This is a genomic window from Companilactobacillus heilongjiangensis, assembly GCF_000831645.3.
GTDB classification, from domain to species: domain Bacteria; phylum Bacillota; class Bacilli; order Lactobacillales; family Lactobacillaceae; genus Companilactobacillus; species Companilactobacillus heilongjiangensis.
This window is the reverse complement of sequence record NZ_CP012559.1, coordinates 1,880,631-1,898,900: the sequence shown is the minus strand read 5'-3', so window position 1 is coordinate 1,898,900 and position 18,270 is coordinate 1,880,631. Positions and strand designations below refer to the sequence as shown.

Annotated in this window: 10 protein-coding genes; 7 read left to right on the top strand and 3 right to left on the bottom strand. The window is 39.3% G+C overall.

Annotation, left to right across the window (positions count from 1 at the left end):
• Positions 1–149: 149 nt before the first annotated feature.
• The 4 genes from JP39_RS08585 (at position 150) to brnQ (ending at position 7,163) form a co-directional block, all read left to right on the top strand.
• Entirely contained in the window at positions 150–1,502 is a 1,353-nt protein-coding gene (locus JP39_RS08585) for a hemolysin family protein (RefSeq protein ID WP_041500456.1), read from the top strand.
• 672 nt (positions 1,503–2,174) lie between these two features.
• Entirely contained in the window at positions 2,175–3,752 is a 1,578-nt protein-coding gene (locus tag JP39_RS08580) for a peptide chain release factor 3 (RefSeq protein ID WP_041500457.1), read from the top strand.
• Between the two features lie 406 nt (positions 3,753–4,158).
• A complete protein-coding gene (locus tag JP39_RS08575) occupies positions 4,159–5,154 on the top strand; it encodes a glycoside hydrolase family 73 protein (RefSeq protein WP_041500458.1) in 996 nt (331 codons plus the stop codon).
• A gap of 656 nt (positions 5,155–5,810) precedes the next feature.
• Entirely contained in the window at positions 5,811–7,163 is a 1,353-nt protein-coding gene (brnQ, locus tag JP39_RS08570) for a branched-chain amino acid transport system II carrier protein (RefSeq protein WP_041500462.1), read from the top strand.
• 49 nt (positions 7,164–7,212) lie between these two features.
• Here the strand turns inward: brnQ and JP39_RS08565 are convergent, their stop codons facing one another.
• Complete coding sequence (locus JP39_RS08565; protein WP_048698700.1) at positions 7,213–8,157, bottom strand: sugar-binding transcriptional regulator; 945 nt, start codon at positions 8,155–8,157, stop codon at positions 7,213–7,215.
• A gap of 850 nt (positions 8,158–9,007) precedes the next feature.
• On the opposite strand from JP39_RS08565, the gene JP39_RS08560 reads away from it, so the two are divergent.
• Entirely contained in the window at positions 9,008–9,448 is a 441-nt protein-coding gene (locus JP39_RS08560; protein ID WP_041500464.1) for a hypothetical protein, read from the top strand.
• A gap of 729 nt (positions 9,449–10,177) precedes the next feature.
• Here JP39_RS08560 and JP39_RS08555 read toward each other — a convergent pair.
• Both JP39_RS08555 and JP39_RS08550 read right to left on the bottom strand, forming a co-directional pair.
• Positions 10,178–12,637, bottom strand: a complete 2,460-nt coding sequence (locus tag JP39_RS08555; RefSeq protein WP_041500465.1) for a SpaA isopeptide-forming pilin-related protein — start codon at positions 12,635–12,637, stop codon at positions 10,178–10,180.
• A gap of 384 nt (positions 12,638–13,021) precedes the next feature.
• Positions 13,022–15,583 carry a YhgE/Pip domain-containing protein gene (locus tag JP39_RS08550; RefSeq protein WP_041500467.1) on the bottom strand — a complete coding sequence of 854 codons (2,562 nt, stop codon included), beginning with the start codon at positions 15,581–15,583 and terminating at the stop codon, positions 13,022–13,024.
• A gap of 141 nt (positions 15,584–15,724) precedes the next feature.
• Here JP39_RS08550 and JP39_RS08545 point away from each other — a divergent pair, with 141 nt between their 5' ends.
• Both JP39_RS08545 and rpoN read left to right on the top strand, forming a co-directional pair.
• Positions 15,725–16,315 carry a TetR/AcrR family transcriptional regulator gene (locus JP39_RS08545; protein ID WP_041500469.1) on the top strand — a complete coding sequence of 197 codons (591 nt, stop codon included), beginning with the start codon at positions 15,725–15,727 and terminating at the stop codon, positions 16,313–16,315.
• A gap of 326 nt (positions 16,316–16,641) precedes the next feature.
• Complete coding sequence (gene rpoN / locus JP39_RS08540; protein WP_041500471.1) at positions 16,642–17,922, top strand: RNA polymerase factor sigma-54; 1,281 nt, start codon at positions 16,642–16,644, stop codon at positions 17,920–17,922.
• The last annotated feature ends 348 nt before the right edge of the window (positions 17,923–18,270 follow it).

Below are 18,270 nucleotides of genomic sequence, written 5' to 3'. Positions count from 1 at the left end.
TGAAGTTATTGTGGTAAAGATAACTGAATCTGAGGTAACGAGTATTTCCACGTGCAATGAATTAATTTCAGTGTAGGTGGAAATACTTGTTTCTGGAGGCAACAAAGGTGAAGTATTTAAGTTTACATATGAAAGAGAGTGCGAGTTAAATGAGTGGTGACTCTTCTGGAGCGTCGCTTTCCGGGCAGCTGATTTTAATAATTGTTTTGACATTATTAAATGCTTTTTTTGCAGCAGGCGAGATGGCGATTGTTTCTGTTAATAAGACGTCCGTTGAGGAAAAGGCTAAGAATAGCCGTGGAGCTAAGAAAATTCTCCAAATGATCAATGAACCCAACAAATTTCTGTCGACGATTCAAGTGGCAATTACTTTAGCAGGATTTTTATCATCTGCCAGCGCCGCTACGACATTGAGTGTTTGGATGGAAGGATTGATTGGAGATTTTCCTGGTAGCCGGGAAGTTTCAATAGTAATCATAACGGTGATTTTATCGTTTATTACTTTAGTTTTAGGGGAATTGTATCCGAAAAGGATAGCGTTACAACGCCCGTATGAAGTGGCAAGTTTCACGCAACCAATAATTAGTTTATTCGGTTGGATCTTGAAACCATTTGTCTGGTTGTTAGATTCAACTATTAATTTTTTAATGAAAATCACACCGATTGATTTCAGTAAAAAAGATGAACCGATTACTAGAAATGAAATGATTGCAACGCTGAAAAAGTCTCGTAATACCGGGACTATCAATTCTGATGAGTATCAGATGTTACAAGGAATTATCCGTTTTGGCGACAAGACTGCTCGAGAGATTATGGTTCCAAGAACCGATACATTCATGGTGGATATCAATGATTCAGTCGATGAAAATATTGATGCCATTTTGAATCAGCCATATTCAAGAATTCCTGTTTATGGTGGCGACAAAGATAACGTTATCGGCATTATCCATATAAAGGATTTGTTGAAACGTTCCCGTGAAGTCGGTTTTGACAACATTAATTTGAAGTCAATTATGAAAGATCCATTGTTTGTACCTGAAGCCACGAACATTGATAGCTTGCTCTTGAAAATGCGTAGCACCCAGACACAGATTGCCATGGTCGTTGATGAGTATGGTGGTATCGTTGGTCTAGCAACAATTGAAGATATCCTAGAAGAAATTGTTGGTGAAATCGATGATGAATATGATCCAGTAACCAAGAATTTCCAAAGACTAGGAGCTAACAAATTTTCAGTTGTCGGATTAATGACAATTGAAGATTTCGATGAACTCTTTGAAGAAGATATTCACGTTGAAGATGTGGATACAATTGCTGGATATTTAATTATGAATCTTGGAGAAATTCCAGATGCTAAACATCCTCAATCATTTGAATTAAGCGATGGAACAGTAATTACATCAGGCGAGTTGAATGGTTCGAGAATTGAAAATGTTATCGTGACAGTTCCTGATGCTAAACTCAAGAACGTTACAACTAACATGTATAAGGAGAAATACTAACAGTATTTCTTTTTTTTATGAGGCGGAGCCGCCGGAGGTGGCAAGTGATGGAGCCCACTATGTGACCGGTTCGAGCCAAGGTACGGTCTCGAACCTCGAATTTGAGCTTTGCAAAGACCGCAAATCTCGAATTCGTCGGTGGAGTAAGGGATAAATCCCTAACTCCACTTGCACAGCAGGTCTCTATCACTCACCACCTCCGGCTAATGTATTTATCCGCTGCAGCGGATTATAAATATTAGTAACCTCTAAAAATGATTTCTATAATATAATAGTTAAATGAATTATGTATTAAGATTAATTTGTAGTTATCTATTTAATTAATGAATTTAAAAAATGGATATGTCCAAAACATGGGTTAAATTAGTTATGTCAGTCGCATACAAGAAGTCTTCGACTGACGTGTATAATTAGAAAGAAACAAAAAACCTAGCCGGAGGGAGCCAGAAATTAAGCCAGCAGTGCAGGTGGCGTTATGGCTTTAGCCATTACACCACAGGACGAGTTTTGAGACGTGGTTTTCGGCTCAAAATCGAGGTTCGAGACCGCACTATGGCTCGAACCGGTCCGCACAGCAGGCTTAATTTTCTGGCTCCCGTAGGCGGCATATATCCCAATAATCCTTAAAATTTTAATTATTCAAAATAAAGGAAGGAACTCCAATAAATTAATATGGATCAAAAACAATTAGAACAAGAAGTTAACAAACGAAGAACCTTTGCCATCATCTCTCATCCGGATGCCGGTAAAACAACAATCACAGAACAAATGCTCTACTTCGGTGGGGTAATTCGTTCTGCTGGTACTGTTAAAGCTAAGAAGTCTGGTCAATTTGCTACCAGTGACTGGATGGAAATCGAAAAGAAACGTGGTATTTCTGTTACCAGTTCTGTAATGCAATTCCACTATCGTGATAAGGATATCAACATTTTGGATACCCCTGGACACGAAGATTTCTCTGAAGATACCTACCGTACTTTGATGGCTGTTGATGCGGCTGTCATGGTTATTGATTCTGCTAAAGGTATCGAGCCACAAACTAAGAAATTATTTAAAGTTGTTAAAAAACGTGGTATTCCTATTTTTACATTCATGAATAAGTTGGACCGTGATGGTCGTGATCCTTTGGACTTGATTGCTGAACTTGAAGACTTACTTAACATCGAAGGTTGTGCAATGAACTGGCCTATCGGTATGGGTAAGGAATTGAAGGGTCTCTATGACATCAGCAACAACCGTTTGGAACTTTATCGTAAAGATGGCGACGACCGTTTCTTGCCATTAAATGATGAAGGCCAATTAGCTGAACACAATCCAATCGAAGAAGAGGGTGTTTACGAACAAGCTCTTGGTGAAGTTGATTTGATCAAAGAAGCTGGTAATAAATTTGACTTGGCAAAAGTTCAAGCTGGTAACCAAACTCCAGTTTTCTTCGGTTCAGCTTTGACAAACTTCGGTGTGGAAACATTCTTGAACACATTCTTGGATATGGCTCCAGCACCTGCTGAACATACTGAAAAAGACAGTGATGAAGTTGTTAAACCAGATGACCCTGAATTTTCAGCATTCGTCTTCAAGATTCAAGCTAATATGAACCCTAATCACCGTGATAGAATTGCTTTCGTCAGAATTTGTTCTGGTGAATTCGTTCGAGGCATGGACGTTACCTTGCAAAGAACTGGTAAAGTTATGCGTTTGAACAATGCGACTGAATTCATGTCTGACCAAAGAGAAACAGTTAAAACTGCCGTTGCCGGTGATATTGTTGGTTTGTACGATACAGGTAATTTCCAAATTGGCGATACGATTTATGAAGGTAAAAAGTCAGTTCAATTTGAAGATTTGCCACAATTTACACCTGAAATGTTTATGGAAGTTCAAGCTAAGAACGTTATGAAGCAAAAATCATTCCATAAAGGTATGCAACAACTTGTTCAAGAAGGTGCTGTGCAACTATACAAGAAGTACACAACTAACGACTATATCTTAGGTGCCGTTGGTCAACTTCAATTTGAAGTTTTCCAATTTAGAATGAAGAACGAATATAACTGTGATGTTGTTATGAAGCCAATCGGTTCCAGAATTGCCCGTTGGGTCGACCCTGAACAATTGGATCAATCAATGTCTTCAACTAGAAATATGTTAGTGAAAGATTTGGATGACAAACCATTATTCTTATTTGAAAACAGATTTGCGGAAAACTGGTTTGCTAACAAATATCCAGATGTTAAGTTAACTTCAAAATTATAGGAAATCGCTGAATGGCGGTTTTTTTTATTGTAAAATTTTAGTGGTAGTGTAAAAACTCACAAAATAAAAGGAGGCGACAAATACGTTCAATAAGGCCTAGATGGCGTGCTATAAGGGGAGTTTTCTCAAATAATATAACAATATAATTCCAACTACCGATTATTTTATTTGTAAGCATTAAAAAATTTTTGTGATTATTGCTGGAAAATTGGCTAAATCTCGCTAAATTTTCGTAACTCACTATAAGAAATCTTTAGATTCTTAAGGAATTCTTAAAGTCAAGTGGCAAAAAATTACAATTTATTTTCGAATGTTTAATTCTTGTTACAAAATCCAGGTTTTGTTGAAACTACTTTTTTTAAATAGTAGTCTATAACTAGATTATTTATTAAGGGGAAACCATTCTATGTCTAAAAAAAATCTACTAACTAGTGCATTAGTACTTGGCACATTAGCTGCAACTGCGACACCTTCAATCGTGTCAGCTGCAACAACAGATACTGCAGACTCTTCTGCAGCACAAACAAGTACCGAACAAGTAAATAATAAATCACAAGATAATAGTTCAAATGTCATTGCCGGTTCAGAAAAGAAAGCAGATACAACAGTCGCTACTTCTGCTACTGTTCAAGCTGCCAGTGAATCACTTAATAACGCACTAAATACCACAGCAGTTATCCAAGCTGCTACAGGTGCAACAACTGCACAACAACAAGCATTCTTGAGCTCAGCTGTTCCTATGGCTCAAAAGGCTGCCTCACAATACGGCCTTTATACTTCAGTAATGTTGGCACAAGCTATCCTTGAAAGTGGCTGGGGTACTTCAACTTTAGCTACACAAGGTCATAACTTATTTGGTATCAAGGGTGACTATAACGGCGCCTTTGTAACAATGCCAACTTCTGAATGGAGCGCATCACAAGGTTGGTATACAATTAACGCCAACTTTAGAAAGTACCCAAGTTACTATGAATCATTCGCTGACAACGGAAACAAGTTGCGCAACGGTGTTGCATGGAACTCAAGTTATTACAGTGGTACATGGAAAGAAAATACTAAGTCATATAAGGATGCTACTGCCTGGTTACAAGGTAGATATGCTACAGCACCTAACTATGCTTCATCATTGAACAACTTGATTCAAACATACAACTTGACTCAATATGATGGCAACGCTGAAACAAACGGTAGTGCTCAAAGTAGTGTTATCACTGTTAACAATCCAAACGGCAATTTCGTAAAGCTTTTTGCATTTGATAGCAATGGCACACCAACAACTGTTACAAACCGTGGTTTAGCAAACAGAACACCTTGGTATACTGATCAAACAAAGACATATAACGGTCACACATATTACCGTGTTGCTACAAATGAATGGGTTGAAGATACATACAAAGCCTAAATATATTTTGGCAATACTAGGGCATTCTCTTCTTGAGGATGTCTTTTTTGTTTGCCGCCGGAGGGGACGAGTGATGAAGCCCGCTATGCGACCGGTTCGAGCCAAGGTCTCGCGCCTCGATTCTGAACTTCGAGAAAACCACTCGAATTTCAGAATACGTCGGTGTTGTAATGGCTAAAGCCATAACAACACTTGCACAGCAGGTCTTCATCACTCGTCCCCTCCGGCTAAGTTTTTAGTTGATTGGTTGGTATTGGATATATTTAGCAGATTGAATCTGTGTTCGTGGCTTGGCTGATATTGTGGATACTTCAGCAGTCAGAAAATCCAATGAAGAATCAAATATATTAAAAATAAGTGAACAATTGTGTATTAAAATAACCTAGCCTCAGGTCGTCAGTAATGCAGACCGCTGTGAAAGTGGAGTTAGCGCTTCAGCGCTTACTCCACAGGACGACTTTTGAGACTTGCCGAACTTGCAAGGCTCAAAAGCGAGGCTCGAGACCGCACTATGGCTCGAACCGGTCCTCATAGCGGGACTGCATTACTGACGGCCTGAGGCGGCATTAAAGGTTATATTTTGATAAAACAGTTGTCCTAACGGCCAGACTCGATTATTATATTTAGATGGACTTTTATGTAAGAGAGTGAAATTAATGAATGAAAAATTAACTTGGAGAAATCTATTTTTTATCGGATCTATGTTATTCGGCTTGTTTTTTGGCGCAGGGAACTTAATTTTCCCGGTCTTTCTAGGACAACAGGCTGGTAGCAATGTTATTTATGCCATTATTGGGTTGTTGATAACTGGTGTCGGATTGCCTTTGCTTGGAGTTGCAAGTATGGGTATGACTGGCAGTAACAGTGTCTTTGATCTCGCGGGTAAAGTGAATCGGCCGTTTGCTTACATTTTTACAATTCTGCTGTATTTGACCATGGGACCATTATTTGCGATTCCACGGTTGGCAACAATATCTTTTCAACTGGGATTAGCACCGTTTGTGGATAAGTCTAAACAAGGTGTCAGTTTGCTGATATTCTCGGCTGTCTTTTTCATCGTTACACTGTGGTTGGCGAGAAAGCCAAGTAAATTGATGGTCTATGTTGGTAAATGGCTGACACCGATATTTCTAGTTTTATTGGGGATATTGGTTGTGACTGCCGTTATTAAACCTATGGGTGGCTTGAACGCTATCCCTCAAGGGCAATATGCCAAGAGTCCGGTTTTAGCTGGATTTACTGAAGGTTATAATACGATGGATGCGTTGGCATCATTGGCATTTGGGGTGGTCGTCATTGATACGATTAAGTCATTGGGTGTAACGCATCCGGGTCAGATTGCCAAAGATACCATTCGTTCTGGGTTTATTTGCGTAATTTTAATGGGAATCATTTATGCTTTCTTGGCTTTGATTGGAACGATGAGTGTTAATAAACTTCCACTGGCAACTAATGGTGGGGTGACTTTAGCACAGGTTTTCAACTATTACTTCGGATCATTTGGAAGTATTCTGTTGGCGTTGATTGCAATTATCGCTTGCTTGAAAACTTCCATCGGTTTGACGTCGTCTGTCGGTGAAACTGCTAAAGAAATGTTTCCTAAGTTTAACTACCAAGTTGTTTTGATAGTGGCCGGGACAGTGTCATTTTTAGTGGCAAATATTGGTTTGACGCGTCTGATCAACTATTCAACACCAGTTTTGATGTTCCTTTATCCACTGGCCATGGTTTTGATTATCGTTGCTGTTTTGACACCATTATTAGGTGATTCAAAGTGGATTTTCGGGATTACAACGTTGTTCACAATTATTCCAGCATTGTTTGCCGGAATCGAAGCATTGCCAAAAGCTTTAAGAGCCAATGGATTTGTCCATCAAATTTTAGTTTGGAATAGTTACTTGCCGTTGGCTGAAATGAGTCTCGGTTGGGTGGTTCCTGCTTTAATTGGCTTAGTTGTTGGTTATATAGTTAGTCGAGTTTATCGAAATAGAAATTTAGAGACTGAATAAAATAAAGAGAGTCAGTAATCTTGGATAGATTATTGACTCTCTTTTTGGTTTATAATTCAGCTAATAATTTATTGGCAGTTGGTTCATTCAAGATAACGTCAGTGAAATAATTACCTCTCAACGTTGCGCATAATGCCGATGATTTGAATTTGTCATTGACGATTGTTACACGCACAGGAACTTTCAAAATCTGCTTGAGACTGAGACCAAAGACTTTATCATCTTTCTCGTTAACTAATAATTTGCCCGATTTGTCGATTGGGCGGCCATATATCATTGCAGCGACTTTCTCAGGATTAACGTTTGGAAAGAGAATCTCGCGGCTCTTCTTCCATGATCCGATACTATTGACGGAATCCAAGGTACCAACACTGGTGAAAATCAGATTTAACCCTTCGGCGGTGGTCAGCGTTGGTTGAATGGCAGGTTCTTGAGCTAACAAGTTTCTGACGTTTGGATTGAGGATGTAGAGTGGGGCATCGATAGTGTAGTACTTGCCGTTGTAACTTGTGGCAGCTTTTTGAACCATTGGCATTGCTCCAGCTAAGGAGTTTTGTTTGCCATTTTCGCCAATGAATTGTGTGAAAACAGCATTATCCCGCGCAGTAGTTTGAAACGAATCAATCACGTGATAAATTGTGTCGCCCCAAGTCAAACCGATAGTTTTTTTGCCATCAATCAAATCTTGTAGATACTTAGCAGCGAAGGAATAAAATCGATCATTTTGGTGTGCAATATCTTCAGTATTCTTCAAGATGTAGAAATTATGATGTGGAAAATTCATCCGGAGTTTACTTTCTAAGTCAGAACTTCGGGAAAAGGGCGAACTAATATTTATAGTAACTATTTTTTTGTCGATTGCTTCGGACAAATATTTTGATATTTTATAACGACTAATGTCGTATTTTTTCGAAATGTCACCCAAGTTTAAATGGTTTAAATAATAGTCTTGAGCCAAATCTACTAGTAATGAAGTGCTTTCTTCTTGAGACATTATGAATCTCCTTTGGTATATAAGTTACCCTATTTAGTAACCGATTTCAATTTCAAAAGCCGATAGATATAAATAGTCATTTATTATTAAATTAATTTAAATATTTAGTGTTGGTTAAGTATGCCGTCTCCAGAGCTGGGAAATATTCTCAAGCTGTGCGGAACGGTCCGAGCCAGAGTGCGGTCTCGAACCTCGGTTTGAAGCCTTGACATAGTTCGTCAAGTCTCCAAACACGCCCGGTGGTATAAGTACGGGAGGTTCCTCCCGTACTTATACCACTACCACGGCACACAAATATTTCCCAGCTCTTCCGACTAATTAATTGGTGTTAATTGAATGTGGAAGTATACAAAAGTATTAACATTCGGATTATTTAAACGATGTAATGTTTGCATCAGATTCTCAACTGGTACCTTGTGTTCAATATGGTTATTGGATTAGATGTCCTTAGGTATTTTAAAATATTAAAAAATACTTGGGTATGACTATTGCCATAATTCATTAGATTACTTATTAAAGAAATAAATTAATTGGAAGAGCTGAGAGTATTCATCAGCAGCGAAAGTGGCGTTATGGCTTTAGCCATTACACCACCGGGCGTGTTGGAGACTCGCCGGTTTTGCGAGGCTTCAACCGAGGTTCGAGACCGTACTTTGGCTCGGACCGTTCCCCGCAGCAGATGAATACTCTCAGCTCTGGAAACGGCAGCATACATAATGGCTACACAACATACACGACTTTAGAATTCTAATAAGTTATGATATTTTTTGATAACAGGATATTAATAAATTCTAGTTATCAGAAAATAAAATCATTTACTGACACAGACATCTAAGGAGATAATACACACATGAAATTACTTCAAAAGAGTCTTTTGTTCGCATCATTAGTAGCATTAGGTTCGGGTGTCGCAAGTATTCCTGCTCTTACCACCGGTAATGGTATTGCTCAAGCAGCCACGACCACAACGACAAAGAATCTAAAAGCCGATGGATTCTATTATCGTGTATCTAAAGATCGATTAGTTAAAGCTAGCGATGTTCAAATTTTGAACAAAGATGATCAAACTGATTCAAGCATGATTGAGACAGACACTCCCAACGATTTTCGCCTAGAAGTTACAGTTAAAAAGGCAGATTTATACAATCTCAAAGGTGAAAAAGTTTCCGAACATTTAACACAAGGAACGGTCTGCACAATCGGCAATGAAGACGCATTTACTCAAAGCACGTATTATAAAGCATCTTCAAAAGCTAAGTTGGTTCAGTTAAACGATAGCAGCTGGCTTTAAAACAGTATGGTAATCCGCAAATGGTTACCATGCTTTTTTATTTGTCCATTTTTTGGTTAAATATGCCGTCGGAAGAGCTGGAAAATATTCTCAAGCTGTGCGGACCGGTCCGAGCCAAAGTTCGGTCTCGAACCTCGGTTTGAAGCCTTACCATAGACCGGTAAGGCTCCAAACTCGCCCGGTGATATAAGTACGAGAGTACCTCTCGTACTTATATCACTACCACGGCACACAAATATTTTCCAGCTCTTCCGACTAGATAAGCGTTATTAATTGAATATAAAAGTATTCAGATTGGCTTGAGATAAGTCATCTTGAATGAAGAAAGAATATTTGTAATAGATTTTTGCTTAGGAGGACCTTGCGTGATATATAGCTAGTTACCTATGCTGCTTTTCCCGATATAGTTATTCAATATAAAATGAATGGAACTGGTATTGTCGATTTGAGCGATATTTTATTCAAATAATCAGGATACCCAAACGTCAGAAAAAAAATTAGTCGGAAGAGCTGAGCATTATTCATCTGCAATGAAAGTGGCGTTACGGCTTTAGCCGTTACACCACCGGGCGAGTTGAAGCCTTTCCGAACTTTGGAAAGGCTTCAACCGAGGTTCGAGACCGCACTTTGGCTCGGGCCGTTCCGCATTGCAGTATGAATAATGCTCAGCTCTGGAGACGGCAAGAAACAAAAAATCCCCTGATAATTAAAATTTATCAGAGGATTTTCCTAATTCAATTTCTTAATCAGATGCTTTAGTAGAACAAACAAAGCGATAAAGAAGCCAGCCATAATCATTAATAGACTATTTTCATTACCAGTCTGTGGGAACTTGTTCTTGCCATAGCCTGATCCGGTATTGCTACCGGTTGAAGGATAGGTGACGCTTGGACTTGGTGCAGGAGTTGTACCTGGTGTACCAGGAAGAGTTACCTGACCTTCGTCATTTTCGTTGCCGGGAACTTCAGGTGTAACAGGTACTTCTGGATAAACAGGAGGTGTTGTTACGCCAGGGATTTCTGGAACTTCTGGTTTACCGGGCTCTTCGGGAGTGGTAACAGGAGGTTTAGGTTCTCCAGGTTTACCAGGTTCTTCAGGGTTGGTAATAGGAGGCTTTGGTTCTCCAGGCTTACCGGGCTCTTCAGGGTTAGTAACAGGAGGCTTTGGTTCTCCAGGTTTACCAGGCTCTTCAGGGTTGGTAGTAGGAGGTTCAGGTTCACTAGGATTGCCAGGTTCTTCGGGGTTAACGACAGGGGGTTCAGGTTCTTCAGGATTCTCGGGTTCTCCTGGATGATCGATATCAGGACTTTCGATTTCCTTATCTTTAGCTTCCAAAGTATTGGTCATGTCTTTTGTAACGGTGAATGCAATAGGTGTCTCATTGAGTTCATAACCATCTGGAGCAGCGGTTTCAACGAATGAATAGTCGCCGGCTTCAAGGTTAGAAATAACAATTTGACCTTCAGCGTTAGTAGTTAGACCGCTTTGGAGAACTTGACCATTGCTATCTAATAGATCGAAGACTGCACCGGGCAAGAGTTTGTCTAATGTAGCGTCAACTTTTGTTAAAACAACGGTACCTGTGTTAGAAACGACGGTTGTTGAAACATTGAATTTCTCCAATTCGACTGGAGTTGTTTGACCGGCAACAACAGTAAATTCGATTGGAGTTGTGTTTAGTTCATATCCAGCCGCAGGTTGAGTTTCAACGAATGAATATTCACCAGCGGGTAGGTCATCGACGGCAATTTCACCATTACCATCAGTTACCATACCTTGTTTGATTATATTGCCATTCTTGTCGAGCAAATCAAAAACTGCTCCGGCAATCGTGTCTTTGGAATCAGGGTCGAGTTTCTTTAAAATTACGCCACCGGGTAAAGCATCATCTTTGTCATTAGCCATCAAATTGATGGAGTCGTTGGTTGGAATGGTAAAGGTATGTGTTTTAGCATTCAACTTGTAACCATCAGGAGCTTTGACTTCTAGCAAAGTGTAAGTACCGTAAGGTAAATTACTGATAACAACTTTACCATCTGGGCCAGTTGTCGCATCAGAAACGATAACTCGACCACGGGCATCTTTTAACTCATATGATGCGCCGGCTAGAGCTTGGTTAGTTTGGGCATCGGTTTTAGTGATTGTGATAGAACCATCTTTTTGTTCACCACCACCGGTACCAGAACCACCCCAAGAAGTTGATGAGTCAACGGAGTAATTGCCTTCGCTGGAACCCATGGTAGCGTGGTTAGTCCAAGTTGTTGGACCATTAGGATTGGTGTTAGTTACTTTTGTACGATAGTAAATATCGACGGCAGAACTTACTTCACCAGGGAATGTAATAATAACTTGATTCCCTTCGACTTTTACATCTGGGTAAAGTTGGAATCCACCACTGACGAAGCCGTTAGGACCAAATGATCCACCGACAGCTGATAGTGAACCGGGGATATATTCTTGTCCGGGACCAAGTGTGTCGGTAATGACGACGTTTGTCAGTTTGTGTTCGTTTGGATTGAAAGCAATGTTCCAAGTCAATTCGTTAGGATTTGTTTTGGCACCATAACCTGCAATCCAACCGTTTTTGTTAAACATCCAGTTAGTACCTTCATTATCATCACCAGTATTAGTACCTTTGGCGACTAGTGATAAAGTACCGTTACGGTTAGCAGTAGTTTCTTCAAGAGCACTGTTGAAAGTTATCGTACCAGATGTGGCGCCAGCCTTGAGTGTGGCAGTACCAATTTCAACGCCATTAGAGTCGTAAATAGGAAATGTCAGATCACCAGGTGTAGCGATGCCATCAGGTAATTCAAATGTAACTGTATCACCAGCATCAATTGGAACACCGTCTGGAATACTCCAATTATATTTAATGTTGAAATTTGACCAGGCGTATAAATGATCGTTTGGTTTAATAGGATTGCCTGCCATATCAGTAATCACTGCATCCGCACTGGTTAGCCCATTTACGGTTAATTCAGCTTTGGGAGTGGGTGTAATAGTTGCTGCTTGGGTTACTGTCTTTGGCGGCGAAGAAGTTGTTGTAGTTGTAGTTGGCGGTGAGGTCGTAGCAGCTTGAACAGTTTGCGTACCGGGGGATAGTAGAAGCATTAGGGCAATGAATAAACCAAGAATAGAGATAGCTACTAATGTCACAGCTAAAAATTCTCTCTTAATTAATTTCATCTTTCAGACCTCCAGTTAATAATGGAGTAAATTTACTAAATGTTGAAAGCCGCCTCCAAGTGGCAATGATGTAGTCAACTATATTATTGCCAGTCAGAGGTTATTGTATTTGTCGCCTAATAATTGGTTGAAATTTAACCTCCAACATTTAGGGTGTAATATGTTTATTCATTATTACGATTAGAGTATATGACTCCATATTAAGGTAAGTAAAATAAATAGCCCAATTAAATTTTAATACTGACTTAATAGTATTTTTAATATGTACCAATTTTAATTATGCAATCAAAAAGGCTCAAAATCAGCAGACAAATCATCTGTTAATCTTGAGCCTTTTGGGTTAACCGGTTCCGTTGCCAGAGAGAATTTCATACACTTTGTAGGTTATACGAGTGAGTGTTCAGCTGCTTCTTGGGTAAAGTCGATTTCATTGATGCTGGACTTTCTGCGAATAAAGAACGCAATGCTTAATAGTGAGAAGACGACTGTGATTGCAAGCAATACCAATATATCGCTTTTAGCTGAATCGCCAATCATCAACGTTTGTCTCAAGGCGTTGACGCTGTAACTCATTGGCAAGTAGGGATGAATTTCTTGGAAAAAGCCGTTGGATAGCTGGATTGGATATGTACCTGCAGAGCCACCGAGCTGGAATACTAGTAGGATCATGCTGAGAAATGAACCAACTTTTCCTAAAACTAAGTTTAGCCAGTAGACGATGGACATGAACATTAAGCCAGTTAAAAGTAGGACGATGAACGTTGCACCCGCTTGGACTGGTCTCAAGTCGTCGATTAAATTCAAGAGGATGAAGACTGCTGCAGCTTCGCCAAGAACGAATATGCCGGTAACAGTTGATTTGCTGGCCCACCATGCGACCCCAGTTCTGGGGAATTTTCTTGGTGTATAAATATCAAACATTAAGTTGAAAGCTAAAGCACCGACGAAAAGCGAGACAGACAACATGTAGGGTGCCATGCCGGTTCCGTTGTTAGGTGCTTTGTCGCGTTCTTTGTGCTTAGTTGTGACAGGCTGGGCTAGTTGATTGTAAGTTAGATTAGTTGGCTTGAAATTGGATTTTTTAGCCCCAGTGGCAAGTTGCTTAGCAATAGTTTGATTACCAGTGGTTATTTGGGTGATACCTGAGCCCATCTGTGCAGAACCAGTGGATAAAGTTTTTGAACCGTTAGATATTTGGTTAGCACCATTAGCAAGTTGACTAGAACCACTCGTCAGTTGATTTCCATTAGCGGTGAGTTTAGTGATACCTGTGGTTAAAGTGTTGGCGCCGTTGTCGAGCTGATTGATTCCAGAAGTTAAGGTTGGTGTCTGTGAGCTGATTTCATTCAGACCGTTATTTAGAGTGTTGGTTCCAGTTAGTAAAGCTGAGTTTTTTACCGCAAGTTGGTTAGTGCCAGTGTTTAAGGCTGTGGTCCCTTGGACTAATTTAGTCGTGTTATTGTCAATATGACCGATGCCACTGCTTAGTTGTGCCATACCATTTGTCGTGTCGCCTAGTTTATTTGTCAGTTCATTTGAGCTGGCAGCTAACTGTGCAATAACGGTGGATAAGTTATCTTGTGTGGATGTTAAGGAATTTTGTGTGTCGTTGAGTTGCTCGGTAGCGGCTGCTTGCGTTGTCATTAACTGGTTGACATCAGAAGTCAAATTGACAGCGGCTTTGTTTAAATTATCAGTATTGGAGTCAGTAACGGCAGCTAAAATAGCATTCTTTTGTGCGGTGGTTAAACCTTGTTGATCTGCCACTTGAGAAATTTTAGTTGTGACGTCTGTGCTAGATTGGTTGTTGATAGCTTGTTGTAAACTGGTTAAATCACTTTTTAATTTGTTTGCTTGATCGAAGTTAGTTGTCGTCAGCTGATTTTTCATAGTATCAATCGAGCTGTTGAGTTGTGAGGTGTTATCAGTTAAACCAGAGCTGACTTTTTGAAGATTAGCCGTTAAGTTTTGGCTGGCAGAATGTAATTGTGATAATCCAGAATTCAAATCATTGGAACTGTTTGATAATTTATCAGTACCGAAACTGAGCGCTTTAGCACCCGAATTTAAAGTTCCAACTGACGAATTAATCGAACTGACGCCGTTGGTGTAGTTTTGCAAACCAGCTGATAGAGCATTACTACCAGTTGACAATTGTCCAAGACCATTTACAAGAGTGACTGATTTATTATCAAGTTGATTCAGACCATTACTCAAAGTCTTGGAACCAGATTCAGCTTGATTAACACCGGTGATATATTGGTTCAAACCTTGATTCAGAGTATCAGCGCCATTAGAGAAGGTCAGAGAGCTCTTTGCCAGAGTATTCAAGCCAGTAGTTATCTGTTGATCGGCACTTTCAACTTTTACGCCACCAGTAGTTAACTTTTGACTACCAATTGCGGCGTTCTTCATACCGGCAGATAGTTGCTTGATGGAGTTAAACATAGTTTTCGAATACGTCTTCGTCACTTGTTCAGAGACTGATTGAGCGGTTTTTTGAGCAGCGGAAGCAGTCATTTTAGAAGCGGTGAAGTTGTGACCGGCGCTCGTTTCATAATGCAAAATCATTTTCTGAGGGTGCTTATTAAGTAGTGTTGTCGCATTTTTGGAAAAATCTTTGGGGATGGTAATGACCATGTAATACTTACCGCTGGCTAATCCTTTGTCAGCCGTGGAACTGGAATTTAGAATGTGAAAATCCATAGCCTTGGATTGTTCGAGATTCTTGGTCAAATCTTTACCAACTGCCAAATTTTTACCTTGATAAGTAGTACTTTGGTCGTCGTTAACTACTGCGACAGGCAGGTCCTGCAGCTCTCCATAGGGGTCCCACATTGATTTCAGGAACGTGACCGAATAGATGGATGGGATAAAAATCATAACGGCAAAAACGATAATCATAAATTTATGTTTTATCAAATATTTCCATTCTGCTTTAATCATATTAATCTCCTTTATAAAATTAGATATGTTATAGTTGTCTCGAAAATTAATACTCAACTGTGGCTTAAATAATAAACTGAAAAAATTCCAAGTCCACAACAAAAATACCCAATGTGTGTAATAAAGTTTAAAGGAGAAAAGATGAATAAAGTTGATCTTCGTGTTCAAAAAACAAATGATTCCTTGCAGACGGCTTTCCGACAACTGGCAAGCACGACAAGTTACCGCAATATTACGGTGAAGGCACTGACTGAAAAAGCTCATATTAATCGCAAGACATTTTATCTACATTACGATTCGATTGAGGATTTCTCGAATACAGTGGTCGATGAAATTGCCGGAAAACTCTTAGGAATAATGATTGAAAAGCCGTTGAATCAAGGTTTATCCGAACCTGGTTATCTTTTTGATCAAGTTCTCGATTTCTTCAAGGAGTCACGAGAGTTTTACACTTTGATGATGACATCGGATGAGTACAGCTCTTTGGCTAGAAAAGTTGAAAAGAAAGTTGCCCAAGGTTTATCTGCCGCAATTTTTAAAACATTCGATATTTCGAAATTAGACGCAACAGTTTGTGCCAATTTCTTGATTCGTAATACTTTGATGCTGTTTCGGATTTATAAGGAAGATAAGATGAATTTGGATCGAAGCGAATTTCGAGACCGCTTGATTAGACTGGATTCGAGTGGTTTGAGTTCATTTATCGATGTTAAAAGAAATATTCGAAAATAAAATTTTTTTGAGAGTAAACACAAATCAATAAAAAAGCGCTATCATTATAGTAGTTACAAAATGGAAACGCTTTTAGGTATCACCTCCGGCTAGAATATTACTTTATAGATTTTAGTAGTTTGGTCGTTGCGCGTGATGTGATGATTTTAAATTATATGCTTTGGATTATAGAAAAAAGTGGTTTTTATCAATATAGAGGCTTTGTTGATAAAGATGAACTAGCTGGAGGTTTTGAGGGAAAAAGTTAACCTTTCTCCCTCAAAACCGGAAGTGGAATTTAAAAATTATGATTCTTATTTATTAATTAATAGAGGGGAGGGAACCTGATGGAACTTAAACAGAATGTGAATCAAAAACAAGTTCAAGGGTTGTCTTTAACGCAAGGAATGCGACAATCAATTTTAATTTTGCAATCAGATGCCATTGATTTGGCCGATTATTTGAGTGAACAGAGTCTGGAAAATCCACTCTTCGATGTTCACGTTAATTTGGATATGCCATTTGTTGATAATGAAGGTGGCAATGGCTATCAAATAAAGGATGAGCAGCAGTCATTATTTGAATATTTATTGGATCAAGTCCAGTTGACTATGAGAAAGACTCCGTTACGAGACTTAGTTGTTTATTTGATTGAACAGCTTGATCCCAACGGTTATCTAACTTTATCGGACGATGAGATTTTTGAGGAAGTCGACGATATTACACCAATTATGTTGCTTGATGCGAAAACACTTTTGCATCAGCTTGATCCTCCCGGGATTGGGGCCCGTGATTTACAAGAATGCTTGTATCTTCAAGCAGAAGCTGATAACGCTAATAAAGCTGTCATGTCTATGTTGAGTGATAATTTTGAATTGTTCACCAAACATGAATGGAAGAAATTAAAACGTGCTTTGAAACTTTCTAACGCTGACTTGCAGGATGACGTTAACTTTATCCAGTCCTTGTCAGCAAATCCTGGCCAACGTTATACTTCACAAAACGAGCAATATGTTGTGCCAGAACTAGCCGTTAAGAAGAATGGTGACAAATTGAGCTTAGCTGTTACAAAATATGGTCAACCACAATTGATTTTCGCCGAGGAAACATACGATCGACTAGCCAAGTCAACCGACGAAGATGTAAAGAAGTACATTCATGATAAATACAATCAATACAAGACTTTGGAATATAATTTGCAAAGACGGATTGAGACTGTATCAATTATCGGTAAATGTATCGTCAAGGCACAGTATAAATTCTTCATGCAAGAGACTGATTCGTTGGCACCACTGTTGATTCGTGATGTTGCCCAGAAACTACAAATGAGCGAGTCAACTGTAAGTCGAACAATTAATGGAAAATATATCCAAACTGATTTTGGTATCTTTGAATTGAAACAGTTCTTCTCACGTAGAAGTAAAGTTACTGTCGGTGAGGAACAATCAGTTGATCAAGTTAAGAACAAGATTAAAGGTATCTTAGATGACGAAGATAAAACTAAGCCATTGAGCGACCAAAAGATTTCTGAAATGTTAAAAGATGATGGATTGAAGATTGCTAGAAGAACCGTTGCTAAGTATCGTGAGCAATTAGGATATCCTGCAACCAGCCGTCGTCGAGTATAAAAAAGTTCTGAGTTTTTTACTCAGGGCTTTTTTAATGCCGCCGGATGGGACGAATGATGGGGACCGCTATGCGACCGGTTCGAGCCAAGGTCTCGAACCTCGATTTTGAACTTCGAGAAAAACGTTCGAATTTCAAAATACGTCGGTGGAGTAAGGGATAAATCCCTAACTCCACTTGCACAGCAGGTCCTCATCATTCGTCCTATCCGGCTAAGTTAACTGTTGATTTGGTTGGTATTAATTTATGAAAAAGTTTATATTCAATTGAACTTAGAATAAAAATCTATCCATTACATTTCTTCACATTTCTTCGTAATTTATTCTGAATGTCCAAAATGATTTTGATTC

Coding starts and splice junctions, on each gene's coding strand:
- JP39_RS08580 (WP_041500457.1), top strand. CDS start 2,175: ATGGATCAAAAACAATTAGAACAAGAAGTTAACAAACGAAGAACCTTT.
- JP39_RS08545 (WP_041500469.1), top strand. CDS start 15,725: ATGAATAAAGTTGATCTTCGTGTTCAAAAAACAAATGATTCCTTGCAG.
- rpoN (WP_041500471.1), top strand. CDS start 16,642: ATGGAACTTAAACAGAATGTGAATCAAAAACAAGTTCAAGGGTTGTCT.
- JP39_RS08565 (WP_048698700.1), bottom strand. CDS start 8,157: ATGTCTCAAGAAGAAAGCACTTCATTACTAGTAGATTTGGCTCAAGAC.
- JP39_RS08560 (WP_041500464.1), top strand. CDS start 9,008: ATGAAATTACTTCAAAAGAGTCTTTTGTTCGCATCATTAGTAGCATTA.
- JP39_RS08585 (WP_041500456.1), top strand. CDS start 150: ATGAGTGGTGACTCTTCTGGAGCGTCGCTTTCCGGGCAGCTGATTTTA.
- JP39_RS08555 (WP_041500465.1), bottom strand. CDS start 12,637: ATGAAATTAATTAAGAGAGAATTTTTAGCTGTGACATTAGTAGCTATC.
- brnQ (WP_041500462.1), top strand. CDS start 5,811: ATGAATGAAAAATTAACTTGGAGAAATCTATTTTTTATCGGATCTATG.
- JP39_RS08575 (WP_041500458.1), top strand. CDS start 4,159: ATGTCTAAAAAAAATCTACTAACTAGTGCATTAGTACTTGGCACATTA.
- JP39_RS08550 (WP_041500467.1), bottom strand. CDS start 15,583: ATGATTAAAGCAGAATGGAAATATTTGATAAAACATAAATTTATGATT.